The organism is Oscillibacter sp. KLE 1728, from assembly GCF_934833455.1.
GTDB lineage: Bacteria > Bacillota > Clostridia > Oscillospirales > Oscillospiraceae > Oscillibacter > Oscillibacter welbionis.
On sequence record NZ_CAKVVF010000043.1, the window covers coordinates 1,500 to 18,166 of the forward strand.

At 62.3% G+C, this 16,667-nt stretch carries 17 protein-coding genes; 5 read left to right on the plus strand and 12 right to left on the minus strand.

Features of this window, described 5'->3' with window-relative positions:
- The 5 genes from QVE23_RS11015 to QVE23_RS06600 all read right to left on the minus strand — a co-directional run.
- A partial coding sequence (locus QVE23_RS11015; protein WP_502919074.1) for a transporter substrate-binding domain-containing protein occupies positions 1-378 on the minus strand: 378 nt, incomplete at its 3' end.
- Between the two features lie 333 nt (positions 379-711).
- Positions 712-1,323 carry a rubrerythrin gene (gene rbr, locus QVE23_RS06585; protein WP_025544888.1) on the minus strand — a complete coding sequence of 204 codons (612 nt, stop codon included), beginning with the start codon at positions 1,321-1,323 and terminating at the stop codon, positions 712-714.
- A gap of 119 nt (positions 1,324-1,442) precedes the next feature.
- Positions 1,443-3,191, minus strand: a complete 1,749-nt coding sequence (locus tag QVE23_RS06590) for a Na/Pi cotransporter family protein (protein WP_021751015.1) — start codon at positions 3,189-3,191, stop codon at positions 1,443-1,445.
- 240 nt (positions 3,192-3,431) lie between these two features.
- Positions 3,432-4,316, minus strand: a complete 885-nt coding sequence (locus QVE23_RS06595) for a patatin-like phospholipase family protein (RefSeq protein ID WP_021751017.1) — start codon at positions 4,314-4,316, stop codon at positions 3,432-3,434.
- 46 nt (positions 4,317-4,362) lie between these two features.
- A complete protein-coding gene (locus QVE23_RS06600) occupies positions 4,363-5,139 on the minus strand; it encodes a class I SAM-dependent methyltransferase (RefSeq protein ID WP_119310380.1) in 777 nt (258 codons plus the stop codon).
- Between the two features lie 173 nt (positions 5,140-5,312).
- Here QVE23_RS06600 and QVE23_RS06605 point away from each other — a divergent pair, with 173 nt between their 5' ends.
- The 5 genes from QVE23_RS06605 (at position 5,313) to QVE23_RS06625 (ending at position 9,426) form a co-directional block, all read left to right on the plus strand.
- Positions 5,313-6,866, plus strand: a complete 1,554-nt coding sequence (locus tag QVE23_RS06605) for a DUF1538 domain-containing protein (RefSeq protein WP_051320020.1) — start codon at positions 5,313-5,315, stop codon at positions 6,864-6,866.
- Positions 6,863-7,576, plus strand: a complete 714-nt coding sequence (locus QVE23_RS06610) for a P-II family nitrogen regulator (RefSeq protein ID WP_021751021.1) — start codon at positions 6,863-6,865, stop codon at positions 7,574-7,576. Before QVE23_RS06605 ends, QVE23_RS06610 begins: the two co-directional genes overlap by 4 nt.
- 243 nt (positions 7,577-7,819) lie before the next feature.
- Positions 7,820-7,981 (plus strand): hypothetical protein, encoded by a 162-nt coding sequence (locus tag QVE23_RS06615; RefSeq protein ID WP_156909670.1) that lies wholly within the window; start codon positions 7,820-7,822, stop codon positions 7,979-7,981.
- Between the two features lie 198 nt (positions 7,982-8,179).
- Positions 8,180-9,013: a deoxyribonuclease IV gene (locus QVE23_RS06620; protein ID WP_276895718.1), complete on the plus strand. Its 834-nt coding sequence runs from the start codon at positions 8,180-8,182 to the stop codon at positions 9,011-9,013.
- A 20-nt stretch (positions 9,014-9,033) separates the two neighbouring features.
- A complete protein-coding gene (locus QVE23_RS06625; RefSeq protein ID WP_036631186.1) occupies positions 9,034-9,426 on the plus strand; it encodes a GNAT family N-acetyltransferase in 393 nt (130 codons plus the stop codon).
- A gap of 54 nt (positions 9,427-9,480) precedes the next feature.
- Here QVE23_RS06625 and QVE23_RS06630 read toward each other — a convergent pair whose 3' ends face one another.
- From QVE23_RS06630 to thiE, 7 genes are all read right to left on the minus strand, one after another.
- Positions 9,481-10,140, minus strand: coding sequence for a CatB-related O-acetyltransferase (locus QVE23_RS06630; protein ID WP_119311865.1), 660 nt, complete (start codon positions 10,138-10,140; stop codon positions 9,481-9,483).
- Between the two features lie 264 nt (positions 10,141-10,404).
- Positions 10,405-11,604 carry an ABC transporter permease gene (locus tag QVE23_RS06635; RefSeq protein WP_021751027.1) on the minus strand — a complete coding sequence of 400 codons (1,200 nt, stop codon included), beginning with the start codon at positions 11,602-11,604 and terminating at the stop codon, positions 10,405-10,407.
- Entirely contained in the window at positions 11,601-12,338 is a 738-nt protein-coding gene (locus QVE23_RS06640; RefSeq protein WP_021751028.1) for an ABC transporter ATP-binding protein, read from the minus strand. The genes QVE23_RS06635 and QVE23_RS06640 overlap by 4 nt, the downstream gene beginning before the upstream one ends.
- The gene (locus QVE23_RS06645) at positions 12,338-14,089 is read right to left on the minus strand and encodes an RND family efflux transporter (RefSeq protein WP_287967781.1); all 1,752 of its coding nucleotides are present in this window, start codon (positions 14,087-14,089) and stop codon (positions 12,338-12,340) included. Before QVE23_RS06645 ends, QVE23_RS06640 begins: the two co-directional genes overlap by 1 nt.
- A 279-nt stretch (positions 14,090-14,368) precedes the next feature.
- Positions 14,369-15,178, minus strand: coding sequence for a bifunctional hydroxymethylpyrimidine kinase/phosphomethylpyrimidine kinase (gene thiD, locus QVE23_RS06650; protein WP_025544589.1), 810 nt, complete (start codon positions 15,176-15,178; stop codon positions 14,369-14,371).
- Positions 15,179-15,290: 112 nt separating this feature from the next.
- A complete protein-coding gene (locus QVE23_RS06655) occupies positions 15,291-15,929 on the minus strand; it encodes an HAD family hydrolase (RefSeq protein ID WP_287967783.1) in 639 nt (212 codons plus the stop codon).
- Positions 15,926-16,567, minus strand: a complete 642-nt coding sequence (gene thiE, locus QVE23_RS06660; RefSeq protein ID WP_287967785.1) for a thiamine phosphate synthase — start codon at positions 16,565-16,567, stop codon at positions 15,926-15,928. The genes QVE23_RS06655 and thiE overlap by 4 nt, the downstream gene beginning before the upstream one ends.
- Positions 16,568-16,667 lie beyond the last annotated feature (100 nt).

Here is a 16,667-nt window from a genome sequence, read left to right on the forward strand (position 1 = left end):
CGCATGCTTGGTCTGCAGCTCGGTGAGCACGCCGTTGAAGTCCATGGGGGTCACCACCAGCTCCAGGCCCAGGTAATCCGCAATATACTGGGACAGGGCGATGTCAAAGCCCGCCAGCTGGGCATTGCCGCTCTCGTCGATGGAATAGAACTCATAGGGGGCGAAGTCCGGGCTGGTGGCGACGGTGAGCTTCCCGCCCTCCACAGTGGTGATGGCGGCCTTCAGCTCGTCGTCAGTCATGGAGGCGTAATCCGCAGTCTCCTCCGTGCCGGAGCCCTCGCCGTCGGCGGTGTCATCCGCAGTGTCGTCGCTGCCGCCGCAGGCCGTGACGGACAGCGCCATGGCCAGCGTCAGAATCAATGCAAGAAACTTCTTCATGGTATCGCAATCTCCCTTTTTCATGCTCCCGCGGTCGCGGGGCGGTTTTCTCTGAATTTCCAAGGGAGGAAGCACCTCCCGCCGGAACATGCCTTACCTTATCACGTTCCCTCCCTCTTGTCAATAGATTTTCGTGCAAAAATGAATATTTATTTGCCCCTGTTGGTGGAGTGCTCTATTTTATCCGGTTCAATCCCGGAAAAACAGCCGAAAATTTGTGAATATTTCCAGCATCGATGTATATTGCAGATGAATAAAAGAGTGAATATTCAGATCCGACTGCAAGAGGGCGGGGAGGCCGCTTTTCCGGCCTCCCCGCCTTGGGAGCCTGATTCACTTTTTCAGCACCGCGTCCCCGAAGGGTGCCATCTCCAGCCGCACGAAAAAGCCCTGGTCGTGCTGGCACACAGGGCAGACCTTGGGGGCTGCCGTCCCCTCAAAGATATAACCGCAGTTCAGGCACATCCAGGCGCACTGGACATCGGAGACAAACAGCTTTCCCTGTTCCAGCAGATCCGCCAGCCTGCCGAAGCGGTTGCCATGGGCCCGCTCGATCTCTGCGATCTTGTGGAAGGAAGCCGCCACAGCGGAAAAGCCCTCCTGCTGGGCCACGTCGCCGAAGGTCTTGTATACCGGGTCGTGCTCCTCATACTCGTTGTGCTGCGCCTTGCGGAGCAGCTCCTTCACATCGTTCGTCAGGTCCACGGGATAGGTGCCGTCGATGGCCACGGTCTGGCCCGCCAGCTCTTTCATGTGGTTGTAAAAAATCTCCGCGTGCTCCTTCTCCTGGTCCGCAGTGAAGCGGAACACCGCCTCCACCACATGCAGCTTCTGCTGGCGGCAGACGGAGGCGGCAAAGGTGTAGCGGTTCCGGGCCTGGCTTTCGCCCGCAAAGGCCCGCATGAGGTTTTTCAGGGTCTCGCTGTTCTTCAGATCCACAGACATACGGATTCCTCCTGTTTTCGGTGAGATAGGGGTATTTTCCCTCCGACAGGGGACGGCTATACCTGAATGATAAAAAACAGGCCCTGCGTCTGGTAGACACAGAGCCTGTCCGCTTTCCGTCATGCCTCGGGGAGATGGTATTTCTTCCGGTCGCGCCGCAGGTCCTCGCCGAAGGCGCCGCCGGCCTTCACCTCCTGCAGATAGGCGTGGCGGCCGGGGCCGCCGGAGCACTCCTCAATGACGCTGACGGCGATGTTGGAGCAGTGATCGGACGCCCGCTCGATATTGGTCAGCAGGTCGCTGAGCACAAAGCCCAGCTGGATGGTGCACTGGCCCGCCTGGAGCCGCTGGATATGGCGGCTTCGGATCTCCTCAATCAGCTGGTCGATGGTCTCCTCCAGGGGTTCCACCCGGCGGGCGGTCTCCACGTCCGCTGCCTGGAAGCTGCGGATGGTCAGGTCCAGGATGTCATCCAGCGCGGAGAGCAGCACCTGCAGCTCTTCCCGGGCGCTGTCAGAGAACCGGAGCTCCTTGTCGTGGAGCTCCTGGGCGGACTCCTGGATGTTCACGGCATGGTCGCCGATCCGCTCGAAGTCCCCGATGGCGTGGAGCAAGCGGGAAACCGTGCGCATATCCTGCATGGACAGCCCGTGCTGGGAGATCTCCACCAGGTAGCTGCTGAGCCGGTCCTCGTAAATGTCCAGCTTGTCCTCGTTCTGCAGGATCTGGGTCTCCCGCTCCCGGCTGTACTGGGAGAGCTGGTCCGTCGCCAGGCAGATGTTCTCCCGGGCGGCTTGTCCCATGCGGCCTGCCATGGCGACGCTTTCGCTGACTGCCGCGCCGGGGGTCCGCAGCAGCAGGGGATCCAGGAAGGCGAAGCTCTCGCGGGTGTCCTCGGTCCGCACCAGTCTCCGCGCCAGCTTTTCCAGCTGGCGGGAGAAGGGCAGGAGCAGGATCGTGGTGAACACGTTAAAGGCGGTGTGGCAGAAGGCGATGCCCACGGCCCCCACGGCCTGATTCAGGAAGGTGAAGTGGAGGATCATGTCGCCGCCGTAGAAGAGGATCAGGCACACGGCGGTGCCGATGACGTTGAAGGAGATGTGGACCACCGCCACTCGCTTGGCGTTGCGGTTGACGCCGATGGAGCTGATGAGGGCGGTGACGCAGGTGCCGATGTTCTGCCCCATAATGATGGGGATGGCCATGCCGTAGGTGATGGAGCCGGTCATGGCCAGGGCCTGCAGAATGGCGACAGAGGCAGCGGATGACTGGATAATCCCGGTGAACACCGCGCCCACCAACACACCCAGCAGGGGATTTTCAAAGGCGGTGAGCAGCCCGGCAAACTGGGGCATCTCCGCCAGAGGGCTGACGGCGCCGCTCATCAGCTCCATGCCGTACATCAAAATGGCAAAGCCCATCATGATGCGCCCCACGTCCCGGCGCCGCTGGCGCTTGGAGCCCATGATCAGCAGGATACCCGCCAGAGCGATCAGGGGAGAGAAGTTCTCCGGCTTCAGCAGGTTCACAAAGACGTTCTCACTCTCGATGCCGGTGAGAGACAGAATCCACGCCGTCAGGGTGGTGCCGATGTTGGAGCCCATGATGATGCCGATGGTCTGTCTCAACTCCATGACGCCGGAGTTCACCAGGCCCACCAGCATCACCGTCATGGCGGAGGAGGACTGGATGGCGATGGTGATGCCCGCGCCCAGCAGCAAGCTCTTGAAGGGGCTGGAGGTCATGCGCTTGAGCATCCGCTCCAGCTTGCCGCCGGCCATCTTTTCCAGACTCTTGGACATGACGGTCATGCCGTACAAGAAGAACGCCAGGCCGCCGCAGAGGGTAAAGACGGAGAAAATGTCCATAACTGCGCTTTCCTTTCCCAGTATTCCAGACCGTCTGGCACGGCCGGTCCGATTCTGTCATGTATACTGCGCTCCAACATTATATATGCAAAGCGGCACGCTGGAAAGAGGATTTCTAAGATTTTGTAAAATTTGCGTAAAAATATGGTAAAACGCAAAAAGCAGTACGGATTTCTTGTGCAAAACCACTTCCGCCAAGAGGAAACCGCCGCCCACTGAAAGATGGGCGGCGGTCTGCTGCTATTCCGGTGTCCCAGCGGAAGGTGTCTCCCGCGTCCAGAAGTCCCGCACCGCCTCCGCAGCCCGGCGGCCGGCGAAGAAGCCGTCCTGCCACAGGGCCAGGATCTTCTGCCGGTCCCGCTCCGTGCGGGAGAAGCCCCGGGTGTTCGCCGGCGCGATCACCAACACCCGGCCCTCCTGCTCCAGAGCAAACAGCTCCTCCCGGCATTGGTTATAGCGCTCCGCCCGGGTCCGCAGGCCTTCCAGAAAGACGGGGTATTTGCGGTACACCCGCCGGAACAGGGGCATCAGCTGCTCCGGCTCCTTCCGATAGCTCCGCTCCCGGGTCAGGACAACCACCACCCGGTCGCAGCCCACCGCCAGCGCCCGCTTCCAGGGAATGGCGTCGGAGCAGCCCCCGTCCAGATAGGGGGCGCCGTCATCCAGCCGGATGGGCTGGAACAGCACGGGCATGGCGCATGTGGCCTGGAGCAGGAGGAAGCTAGCGTCCCGCCGGGGGACCTCCCGGTACTCGGCCCGGCCGGTCTGCAGGTTGGTGACCACCGCCTCCACCTGACCGGGATACGCCTCGAAGGTGTCGTAATCAAAGGGCACCAGCTCGTTGGGGATGGTGTCGTAGGCGAACTTCAGCCCGAAGTAGCTGCGATTCCGGGGATCAAAGAAATTCCCCCAGCCCATGTACCGCCGGTCATTGGCGTAGTGCATCAGCAGCTGGAGATTCCGCCGCTTCTGCCGGGAGAGGTAGCTGACGCCGTAGGCAATCCCGGCCGAGACGCCGATGGTGTAGTCCGGCATGGGCAGTTTCTCGTTCAAAAAAGCGTCGCACACGCCGGAGGAGAAGATCGTCCGCAGCGCGCCGCCCTCCAGCACCAGACCTGTTTTCATGGAGCAGTCCTTCCTTTCTGTGTATTCATGATCTTCCAGCAGTTTTTCATCCGGGGCCGTCGCGCCGCCCCGGTTTTCCGTGCGGCCACGCCGTCCGCTTCCGGGCGGAGACCAGCAGCATCATGGGGCGGCGGAGCTCGTCCCGCATTCCCGGCTGGCCCAGCATCCGCGCCGGCGGCTGAGGCTCCACCACCCGCAGCAGCTGGAATCCGCCGGTAAGCAGGCCGTCCAGATAGGTGGTGAGGGTGCGGTGGTACTTGGTCACATCCTCCCCCAGAAAGCGGGCGGTGCGCCGTCCCTCCTCGAAATACCGGTCCACAGGGAAGTGGAGGGGGGTGCCGTCCGGGCCGTAGTACCACTCCTGGGGACCGGCAGCAGTGAAAATGGGGTGCTCCACAGAGAAGACAAAGTCGCCGCCGGGTGACAGGCACTGCCGCACCCGCTCCAAAAAGTCTGTAAAGGAAGGCAGATAGTGGATGGCCAGGGAACTGAGGACCACGTCAAAGCTCTCCGGCGGGAATGGGGTCTCCGCCATATCCCCCCGGATATAGGTCACCTGCGGAGCCGTGGTCTTTTCCCGGGCCACGGCCAGCATTTTCTCCGACAGGTCCACGCCGGTGACAGCCGCCGCGCCGTGTTCCGCCGCATAGATGCAGTGCCAGCCGTAGCCGCAGCCCAGATCCAGCACCCGCTTCCCGGCGAAGTCCGGCAGCAGGGGCTCCAAGGACTCCCACTCCCCGGCGCCCGCCAGTCCCAGGCGGGAGCGGTCCATCTGGCTGTATTTTTCAAAAAACCGCTCTCTGTCGTAAGGACTCTTCTTCATCCTGCGCACTCCTGTGAAGGTGATATGGTACAGCATAGCACAGTTCGGGAAAAAAGGGAATCACCGCTCCGCTTATAAAGATTTTGTAAATTTCTGCTTTTTCGTCACTGTGGGCGGCCTATTTATGTTATTATAATCATATCTATATAAATTGTATGAATTTTGGAGAGGTGATGAGATTGCCGTGGAAGAGACGAGAGCAATGGCAGGAACGATTGGGGCGGAATAAAACCATCCTCTGGGAAAAGCTCCGGGAAGCCCTGGCCTCCGTGGTCCCCATTACGGTGATCGTGCTGATCCTCAGCTTTACTGTTGCGCCCATCCCCACCGAGACGCTGCTGGCCTTTCTGATCGGCGCGGTGATGGTGATTCTGGGCATCGGCCTGTTTTCCCTGGGCGCTGACACCGCCATGACCCCCATCGGAGAACGGGTGGGCGCCGCCATGACCCGCTCCAGAAAGCTCTGGGTTGTGGCGGCTGTCGGCTTTCTGATCGGCGTCATCGTCACCGTGTCGGAGCCGGATCTTCAGGTGCTGGCCCAGCAGGTGCCCGGCGTGCCCAACGCCACGCTGGTGGGCGCTGTGGCCGTGGGCGTGGGCGTTTTTCTGGTGATCGCCATGCTGCGCATCCTGTTCCGCATTCCCCTGAACCGGATGCTGATCGTGTTCTACATCCTCGTGTTTGCGCTGGCCCTCTTTGTACCGGAGGACTTCCTGGCCATCGCCTTCGACTCCGGCGGTGTCACCACGGGTCCCATGACCGTGCCGTTCATCATGGCCCTGGGCGTGGGCGTGGCCTCCATCCGCAGCGACGAGAATGCCGCCCAGGACAGCTTCGGCCTGGTGGCTCTCTGTTCTGTCGGCCCCATCCTGGCAGTGATGGTGCTGGCCCTGATCTACCCGGGCGCGGGCGTCTACACCCCGGTGGAAATCCCCTCCGTGACAGACAGCCGGGCTCTGTGGCACCTGTTTCAGGTGGAACTTCCGGCGTATCTCAGCGAGGTGGCGGTGTGTCTGGCCCCCATCGCACTGTTCTTCGCCGTTTTTCAGGCGGTTTCCCTGAAATTAAAGAAGAAAAAAGTATTGAAAATTGTCATCGGCATCCTGTATACTTATGTGGGTTTGGTCCTGTTTCTTACGGGCGCCAACGTGGGCTTCATGCCGGCGGCCAGCTACCTCAGCCGCCAGATCGCCGGCCTGTCCTTCAACTGGATCCTGATTCCCATCGGAATGCTGATGGGCTGGTTCATCGTCCAGGCGGAGCCTGCGGTCCATGTTCTGAACAAGCAGGTGGAGGAGATCACCTCCGGCGCCATTCCCGGCAAGGCCATGAGCACCAGCCTCTCCATCGGCGTGGCGGTTTCCATCGGTCTGGCCATGATGCGGGTGATGACCGGGATTTCCATTTTCTGGCTGGTGGTGCCGGGGTATCTGGCCGCCATCGTCATGTCCTTTTTCGTCCCCAAGATCTTCACTGCCATTGCCTTTGACTCCGGCGGCGTGGCCTCCGGGCCTATGACGGCCACCTTCCTGCTGCCCTTTGCTCAGGGCGCCTGCGAGGCCTTGGGCGGCAATGTGGTGACGGACGCCTTCGGCGTGGTGGCTATGGTGGCTATGACGCCGCTGCTGACCATCCAGATGCTGGGCCTTTTGTATCAGCTCAAGATGAAGAAAGCCGCTCAGGAGACGCCTCCCGCCCCGGTGGACGAGGAGATCATCGAGCTGTGAGCAGTCCGTCCGACATCGTAAAGAGAGGAGAGACCGCCATGCAGGGCGTCGATTTGTTCATCACCATCACTGACCGCAGCCGGGCAGAGCAGTTCGCCGCCTGGTTCCGGACCCACGGGATCTCGCTGGTGCTGACAGCTCTGGGTCAGGGCACCGCCACCACGGAGGTGCTGGACTTTCTGGGCCTGGAGGCCACGGAGAAGGCCGTGCTGTTCTGCGTGTCCCCCCGGTCCCCCCGGCTGGTGCGCCAGGCGGCCCGTGACCTGTGGCTGGATGTGCCCGGCCAGGGCGTTTTGATGACTGTGCCGGTGAACAGCATCGGCGGATCCACCGCCAAGGAATATCTGCTGCATGAACAGGAGGGAGAAACTGCTATGGAACGGGAGATTGCCCACGATCTGATCGTGGTCATTGCCAACCAGGGGTCCACCGACCTGGTGATGGACGCCGCCCGGGAGGCAGGCGCCACCGGCGGCACGGTGATCCACGCCAAGGGCACCGGCACAGACCTGGTGCGGAAGTTTTTCGGCGTGTCCATCGCGTCGGAGCAGGAGATGGTCTTCATCCTGGCCCGGAGCGAGGCGAAGAAGCCCATTATGAAGGCCATCATGGCCAAGGCGGGCATCCAGAGCGCCGCTCAGTCCCTGGTGTTCTCCCTGCCGGTGGGTGACATCGCCGGCCTGCGGGAGCTGGAGCAGCCCGAAACCTGACTTGAATTCCGGAGCGGTCCGCGCCTGACGCGGACCGCTTTTTTTTGCCATTTCCATTTTTTCCGGCAAAAGGCCCTGGATTTTTTTCGTTTTTTCGGAAATTCCTGCTATTTTGTGTTGGTTTTTGAATTTTTTGCAAAACCTTGGGTATCTCGACAGATTCAGACAGAATTTCGCCCGGCCTTTGTGTATGATAAGGGCAGTCCCCAGATCTTGTGGCGGTTTAGAAAGGATGAATACCAAATGCAGAAGGTCTCCAAGGAATATCTGTTGCTCTTCAACGCCATCACCGATGCGGAGGAATCCCTGCGCCGGCTCCAGGCCCGGCTGATCGATGCGCAGCAGAAGGCGGAGGAACTTTTCATCACAGACGATGAAGCCGATCCGCTCTCCCGAAACATATAAGGCCCCCGCCGGACGGGGCCGCCGCTTTACCAGCGTCCGGCAGTGTCTCAGCGGGGTCACCGGTTTCGGCCGGCAGACCCCGCTTTTTGTTGCTTTTGCCCGTGCATAGGCAGTGTCCATGTGGTATGATAAAATATAATCTCCTTCCGCCTTCCGGCGGATGCAGAGCAGTACAGACCGAGAGAAGGAGGCGCGGCCATGCTGTATATCGGCTGCCATCTGTCCTCCTCCAAGGGCTTTGCGGCCATGGGCCGCCAGGCGCTGGAGCTGGGGGCCAACACCTTTCAATTTTTCACCCGCAATCCCAGGGGCAGCCGGGCCAAGGACCTGGACCCGGCGGACGCTGCAGCCCTGCGGGACCTGCTGGCCCGGCACGGCTTTGGCCCCATTGTCGCCCACGCTCCCTATACTTTGAACCTCTGCGGCGCGGAGGAGAAGAACCGGATATTCGCCCGGGAGACCATGGCGGACGACCTGGCTAGGCTGGAGCATGTGCCAGGACAGTATTACAACTTCCATCCCGGCAGCCATGTGGGGCAGGGAAGCGAGACCGGCATCGCTCTCATTGCCGACGGGCTCAACGCCATCCTGCGGCCCAATCAGGCCACCACCGTTCTGCTGGAGACCATGGCAGGCAAGGGCAGCGAAGTAGGCGGCCGTTTTGAGGAGCTGCGGGCCATTCTGGACCGGGTGGAGCTCTCCGGCAAGGTGGGCGTCTGCCTGGACACCTGCCACGTGTCCGACGGAGGATACGACATCGTCCACGACCTGGACGGCGTGCTGACGGAATTTGACAGCATCATCGGCCTCCGGCGGCTGAAGGCGATTCATTTGAACGACAGCAAGAATCCCCCCGGCAGCCGCAAGGACCGCCACGCCTGTCTGGGGGAGGGGACCATCGGTCTGGAGGCGCTGGGGCGGATCGTCCGCCACCCGGCGCTGAAGGATCTTCCCTTCTGTCTGGAGACCCCCAACGACCTGCCCGGCTATGCCCGGGAGATCGCCCTGATGCGGGAGATGGCGGAGGCGTGACGGGATTGGAGGATGCTGCCATGGAGTATCGTGTGGACGACCGGAGCCTTTCCGGAGAGACCTTCCTCGACTTTGTCCAGCAGGTCTGGCCGGGAGCGTACAATCTGGAGCAGACCCGCGCCGCGCTGTCAAAAACGATGAACTTCACTGCCTGGGACGGCGGCCAGCTGGCGGGTTGCCTGCGAGTCCTCACAGACGGCTGCTTTTTCGGCACCATCACGGAGCTGCTGGTGTTGCCGGCATATCAGCGGCAGGGCATCGGAAGCCGGCTGCTGCGGCTGGCTGCGGCCCATACCCCCACGCTGCTGTATTTCGGCGCCCAGCCGGGGGCGGAAGCGTTTTATGAGAAAAACGGCTGCCAGCGGAGCCTGCCGTCTTATCTGATCGAGCCCAAGAAAGACGGCGCTTCATAAAAAAGCAGAAGTCCCGGCCCTAAAAAGGGCCGGGACTTTTTTGCATACAGCCACTCACTCCGCCATTCCCAGGCGACGGCGCAGGTCCGTCCGCACCGCGTCCAGATCCGGGTCGCACAGCAGCGGCACGGCCTCCGCCAGCTCCGCTGGGGGCAGGTCCCACCACCGCCATGCCAGGAGCAACTGGACCAGATCCTCTGGGAACCGCTGCTTCAGCACGCGGACCGGATTGCCGCCCGCCACGGTATAGGCGGGCACATCCTTCGCCACTACGGAGCGGGCCGCAATGATGGCGCCGTCGCCGATGTGGACCCCCGGCAGGATCACGCTCTCCCGGCCGATCCACACGTCGTTGCCCACCATGATGTCCCCCTTTCGGGGCAACTGGCCCAGGTGAGGCGGCGCTTGGTCAGCCCATGCCCCGCCGAACACCTGGAAGGGGTAGGTGCTGACGCTGCTGGTCCGGTGGTTGGCCGGGCCCATGATGAACTGGGTCCCGGCGGCGATGGAGCAGAACTTGCCGATAATGAGCCGGTCCCCGAACTCCGGATAGTTGAACAGGACGTTGTTCTGTTCAAACCCCGCAGGGTCCACCGGATCGTCGTAGTAGGTGTAATCCCCGATCTGGATGTTCGGGGCCGTCACCACATTTTTGATATAGCAGGATGTGCCGTATTCGTTTGGAAAAACCGCGTCGGGGTCCGGAAGCCCCATGCCGCGGATGGTCTGATTCACGATGTCTCCTCCTGTTTCCTTTTTACTGCATCAACCACTTCCTCTCCCGGCGGACTTCCACAGCCACCGCACGCTTCTTTCTGATCTCCCTCATGGCAGTCTCCTCTTTTCGCAGAACCTCTCTCCGGCCGGAAGACCGGTTGTTTCGCGGCCATTGTACCACGGCCGGGCCCGACTGACAAGAAAAACGGCGGCGGGTCCCCGGGTGGGGGCCCCCCGGGAAGGGCGGGTGCGGCTGGCGTCTCAATCATACCGCAGCGCATCGATGGGGTTCAGCACCGCGGCCTTTTTGGCGGGGAGGTATCCGAAGGCGATGCCGATGCCCGCGGAGACACCGAAGGCCACCAGGATCGCCGCAATGCTGGGGCTGACGGTGATGGGGGTGTCCGGCATGACATTGGCGATGACCACCGTGGCCGCCGCGGATAGGCCGAAGCCCAGAGCGATCCCCAGTACGCCGCCCAGAGAGGAGGTGGTAGCCGCCTCGATGACGAACTGGCGCATGATGGCGCCCTCCCGGGCCCCAAGCGCCTTGCGGATGCCGATCTCTCTGGTCCGCTCCGTAACCGACACCAGCATGATGTTCATGATGCCGATGCCGCCCACCACCAGAGAGATGGCAGCGATGCCCGCCAGAATGTAGATCACCATGTTCACCATGGAGTTCATCTCCTCCACCATCTCCGCCATGCTGCCCACGGTATAGGCATCGTCGTCCTCAAAAATCTCATAGAGGGCGTTCTCCAGGGTGGTTTTGGCCTGGGAGATCTGGTCCGTGTCCTGGACAGTGATGGTGTAACTGGAGATGGTGCCGGTGAAGCTGAGGCGGGCGGCGGTGGAGTAGGGGAGGAACACGCAGTCGTCCGTGCCGCCCTCTTCCAGCTCTGTGCCCTCCATTCCCATAACACCTACGATGGTAAACGAGTTGCCATTGATCCGCAGCGTCTGACCCACGGCATTCCCGCCGTAATAGACCTGATTCAGATACTGCCCGACGACGCAGACCTTTTTCCGGCCGGTCATGTCCGTGTACTGAAGCCCCCGGCCCTGGGCAACCTCATACCCCTTCATGGAGAAGTAATCCTCGCTGACGCCGGTGACGGAGGTGGCGGAAAGAGTGCTGCTGCCGATCTTCACCGAGCCGCTCATGGTGACCGTGGGGGAGATCTGCTTGAACACATCGCTGTTGTCCGCCACCAGCTGGTACATCTCGCCCTCCGACACGCTGCGGGAGGAGCCGCGGCCCATCACCATCACTGTCAGAGAGTCGGTGCCCATGTCGGCAAAGCTGTCCTCAATATAGCCCTGCATCCCGTTGCCCAGGCCCACGATGACGATGACCGCGCACACGCCGATGATGATGCCCAGCATAGTGAGGAAGGTCCGCATCTTGCTGCTGAGAATATTCTGCACCGCCATCTGGAAGGTCTCGATCAGGCTCATCCCGCCATCCCCCTTCCGGCAAGATTGGGCGTCACTACCGCCTCAGGCGCACCGGCATCGCCGTCGTAGATCACGTGGCCGTCCTCCAGCCGGATGATCCGCTGGGCCTGGACAGCGATGGAGTTGTCGTGGGTGATGAGCACCACCGTGTTGCCCGCGGCATGGAGCTGCTGCAGCATGGTCAGCACCTCCCGCCCGGTGTGGGAGTCCAGGGCGCCGGTGGGCTCGTCGGCCAGGATCACCGCCGGGTCCCCCGCCAGAGCCCGGGCAATGGACGCCCGCTGCTGCTGGCCGCCGGAGAGCTGGCTGGGCTTATTGCGCAGCTTGTCGCCAAGACCCACCATCTCCAGCGCGATCCGGGATCGCTCGTGCCGCTCCGGCTTGGGGATGCCGGCGTACATCAGCGGCACCTCCACGTTCTCCTGGAGCGTCAGCTTGGGCAGCAGGTTGTACTGCTGGAAGATGAAGCCCAGCATCTTGTTCCGGATGGCGGCCAGCTGGTCCTTATCCATCTGACCCACATCCCTGCCGTCCAGCAGGTACGTGCCGGAGGTGGGCACGTCCAGGCAGCCGATGATGTTCATACAGGTGGACTTGCCGGAGCCGGACTGGCCCACGATGGCCACGAACTCCCCCTTCCGGATCTGGAAGGAGATGTGGTCCGCCGCCTTCACAGTGGTGTCGCCCATCTGGTAATACTTGCAGACCTCCCGAAATTCGATCAAAGTGCCCATCAGAAGCCTCCCGGCCCGCCGCTGGGCATTCCGCCGCCGGAGGGCATCCCGCTGGGCATGTCGCCCATCGGTATGGAGGACATGGCCCCGCTCGGCATGACGAACGTCATATCGCCGGAGCTGGCGGAGCCAGCCGCCTGGAGATAGGCCACTGTGTCCCCCTCCTGGAGGCCGGAGAGGACCTCAATGTAGCTGTTGTCGCTGACGCCGGTTTCCACCGGCACGTAGACGTAGCCCTCCGGGGCCTCCTGGTCCAGGGCATTCACAGCACTGGGAGAATTCGCGGTGACCAGCACCATGTCCCCGCGGCTCACGGCGGCGCTTGGGATGGCCAGCACGTCATCCGCCGAGGAGATCACGATCTCCGCGTCCACATTCATCCCAGGCAGCAGGCCGTCGGTCTCGTCGATGCGGACGGTGACGGGGTACGTGGTGATGCCGCCGGAGGTGGTGCCCGCCACGGACACCTCCGTCACCACGCCGGTGTAGGTCTTCCCCTCCACGGCATCGGCGGTGATCCGGACCTCCTGGCCCACCTCCACAGAGCTGATGTCCAACTCGTCGATGGACATGGTCATCTCCAGATAACTCAGGTCATAGATGACGCAGAGGGTGCTGCCGGAGCCGCCCTCAATGTTGTCCCCCGCCTTGGCGTTCTTGGTGACCACGGTGCCGGAGATGGGCGCGGTGACGGAGTAGTCCTCCAGATTGTCCCGGGCATTTTCCAGGCTGGTGGAGGCGTTGCTGACACTGATGCGGGCGCTTTCAATCTGGTTGTCCACGCTGTCACCGGTGATGGTGCAGATCCGGTCGCCGCTGGAGATGGTATCGCCCACCAGCCAGTTGAAACCTGCAACTTTGCCGGACGCCTCTGCCGTGATGACGCTGCTGGCCCCCACCTTGATGGACGCCTGGCCGTAGCTGGAGTAGCTGCCGATGACGGCGCTGGCGGTGTAGTCGGATGTCACAAGGCCCGGGTTGGCGAGCCGTACCCGGACGGTAGTCAGGGGTACGCCGGTGGAGACCGCCGCGGAGGAACTGGACACCGCGGCAACCGTTCCGGTGAGGGTCCCGGCAAAGCCGTCGATAAAGACCGTGGCGGTCTGGCCGATGTAGAAGTCGCCGCTGTCCGCGTAGGTGAAGTAGAAGTCGATGTAGATGTTCTCATCCGCCACGATCTTCAGAAGCTGTGTGCCTGCGCTGACGCTGTCCCCCTCGTTCACATACACCTCGCTGACGGTGCCGCTCAGGTCCGCCTGGGGATACTTGGCCTTCACCGCCTGCTCATAGGAGGTCTGGGCCTGGGAGTAGCTGTTCTGCGCCTGGGTCTGGCTGCTGGCCGCGTTGGAGGAATCAATGGTATAGAGCAGCTGGCCCTCCTCCACCTGGTCGCCCTTTTCAAAGGTATCGCTGAGGATCTCGCCGGAGACCAGCGTATTGACGGTGTAGGAGTCCGCTGGCTCCAGCGTGCCGCTGGAGGAGAGGGAATTGGTGATAAAGCGGCGCTCCACCGCCGCCTCCTGATACGTCGTCGCAGCGGAGGCCGTCTGTCCGCGGCCCCTCCAGATCACCACGCCGCCTGCAATGGCCACCACCAGAAGCAGCGCCAGCGCCTTTCGTTTCCGCCCCTTCCACAGCTTTTTCCAGCTGCTGCGGAGACGGCCCCCTTTGGGAGAGGAATCTGCTACGACGGGCTCCCGCTCCCCCACGGAGATTCCTTCCGTCTCCCGCTCCAGTCCTTTTTCGCTCATACCGTGCCAATCCTTTCCGTACCTCCCCCTCCGGGAAGGGTTCTGGTCCAAAGGTATCATGGAAAGCTAAAATCAACCTGAAAAAATACTTTAAAAAATTTTGTTTTTATTATTTTTGCAGTATATTTAGCTCGTTTTAAACCTTAAAAATACCTGAAATCATTTTGTTCAGTCTGGTGATTCCAAATAGATCCCGCCATCGGAACCGCCGTTTTTCTGCGCAAAAACAACAGGAGGACAGCGGATAAAACCGCTGTCCTCCTGTTGTCTGCAAACTGGTCAATCTGCCTTTTCCGTACAGTAGATGCTCTTCAGGTCGAACATGTGATTCATGGGGCCGGAACCGCGTCCCAAGTCCAGCATGGCCCCCAGAGCGCCGGAGATGTAAGCCTTGGCCCGCTCCACCGCCGTGTCCAGGTCAAAGCCCTTCGCCAGATTGGAGGCGATGGCGCTGGACAGGGTGCAGCCGGTGCCGTGGGTGTTGGGGTTGTTGATCCGCTTTCCGTGGAACCACTTGCCGCTGCCGCAGCGCCACAGCAGGTCATCGGCGTCGTTGATCTGGTGGCCGCCCTTGCACAGCACGGCGCAGCCGTACTGCTCGCTGATGGCCCGGGCCGCCGCCTCCATGTCTGCGGCGCTGCGGATCGTCATGCCGGAGAGGATCTCCGCCTCAGGGATGTTGGGGGTCAGTACCGTGGCCAGGGGCAGCAGGAGCTCCTTCAGGGCGGAGACCGCGTCCTCCGTGATGAGCCGGTCCCCGGAGGTGGCCACCATCACCGGGTCCACCACCAGATTTTTGGCCCCATACTCCTTCAGCTTGGCCGCGATCACCCGGATCAGCGGAATGCTGGAGACCATGCCGGTCTTCACCGCGTCGGGGAAGATATCTGTGAACACGCAGTCCAGCTCCTCCGCCAGAAAGTCCGGCGTACACTCCACGATGCTCTTGACGCCGGTAGTGTTCTGGGCCACCAGAGCCGTCACCGCACAGGTGGCGAACACGCCGTTGGCGGTCATGGTCTTGATATCTGCCTGGATACCGGCGCCTCCGCTGGGATCGGTCCCAGCGATCGTCAATGCTGTCTTCATATCGATGCTTCCTTTCCTGATGCTTCTTTGCATTGAAGTTTTATCAAGCGGCGGAAGGTGGTGCCCCCGATCCGCCGCTGGAAGCGGCCCGCTGGCCGCGGTTCCCCGTCCCTTACGGGACCCAGTCGCCCAGGTCCCGCACGTACCAATCCGCCAGGGCTTTCAGCGCGGCCTGATCCTCTTCGGCAGAGACGTCCCAGACGCCGCAGACCCGGAAGCCTGCCTCATGGGCGGTCCTGGCGGCGTGAAGGGCATCCTCAAACACCACCGTCTCCGCCGGAACGGTCCCCAAACGGCGGGCGGCCTCCAGATAGATGTCCGGCCGGGTCTTGCCGCCGTACTGGACACAGCTGACGGCGAAGCGGAAGTGCGGCCACAGTCCCAGCCGTTCCATGGCGGAGCGGGCCTGGAACGCCTCGCTGGCGGTGGCGATGCAGCAGGAGATGCCGGAATCCGCCAGCCGGGCCAGCAGCCGGTCCGCCCCGGACTTCATGGGCACCCGGGACCGGTACTCCTCCGTCACCAGATCGTTGAGGGTGTCCATCAGCTCCTCCGGCGTGGTGGAGATGGAGAAGCGGCTTCGCAGGTACTCCGCCGCCTCCCGGCGGCCCATCTCCTTCAGGTCCCGGGCCAGATCCTCCGGCGGGTCACCGCCGTACCGGCGCACCAGATCCACCGGGGCCTTCTGCCAGATGTACATGGAGTCCGTCAGGGTCCCGTCCAGGTCAAAGATGGCGCCCCGGATGTTCATCGGGCGATCTCCTCCGAGAGCCGCAGCAGCTCCTCCGCCGCCGCCTTCACGTCGGCTTGCGCGAACAGGGCGGAGACCACCGCCACGCCGTCCAGACCGCAGTTCTTCAACTCCAGAATATTGTCATGGCTGATGCCGCCGATGGCCACCACCGGGATGTCCACCGCCGCCGTGATGGCCCGGATAGTCTCCCGGGAGATGGGCTTGGCGTCCGTCTTGGTGCCGGTGACGAAAGCCGCGCCCACGCCCAGGTAGTCCGCCCCCGCCGCCTGGGCGGCCAGGGCCTCTTCCACGGAGTGGGCGGAAACGCCGATCAGCTTGTCCGGCCCCAGCAGCTCCCTAGCCCGGCCCGCCTCCAGATCCTCCTGGCCCACATGAACGCCGTCCGCCCCGGTCTGGGCGGCGATCTCCACATTGTCGTTGATGATGCTGACAGCGCCCTTTTCCCGGCACAGGGCCACGAACCGCTCCGCCTCCGCCAGGAAATCCGCCTGTCCCATGTGCTTTTCCCGCAGCTGGACGATGCCCGCCCCGCCGTCGACGGCTGCCGCCACCTGACGGAGCAGGTCCTCCGCGTCATGAGTCCAGGCCCGGTCCGTCACGGCATACAGCCGCAGCCGCTTGGGGTCGATCTTCATATCACTCCATCCTCTCTATCAAAAAAACCGCGGACATACCAAGAGCGGTCGTCCGCGGCTGTGCGCCTCATGATTTCCCTACGTTGGCATGATCCACATC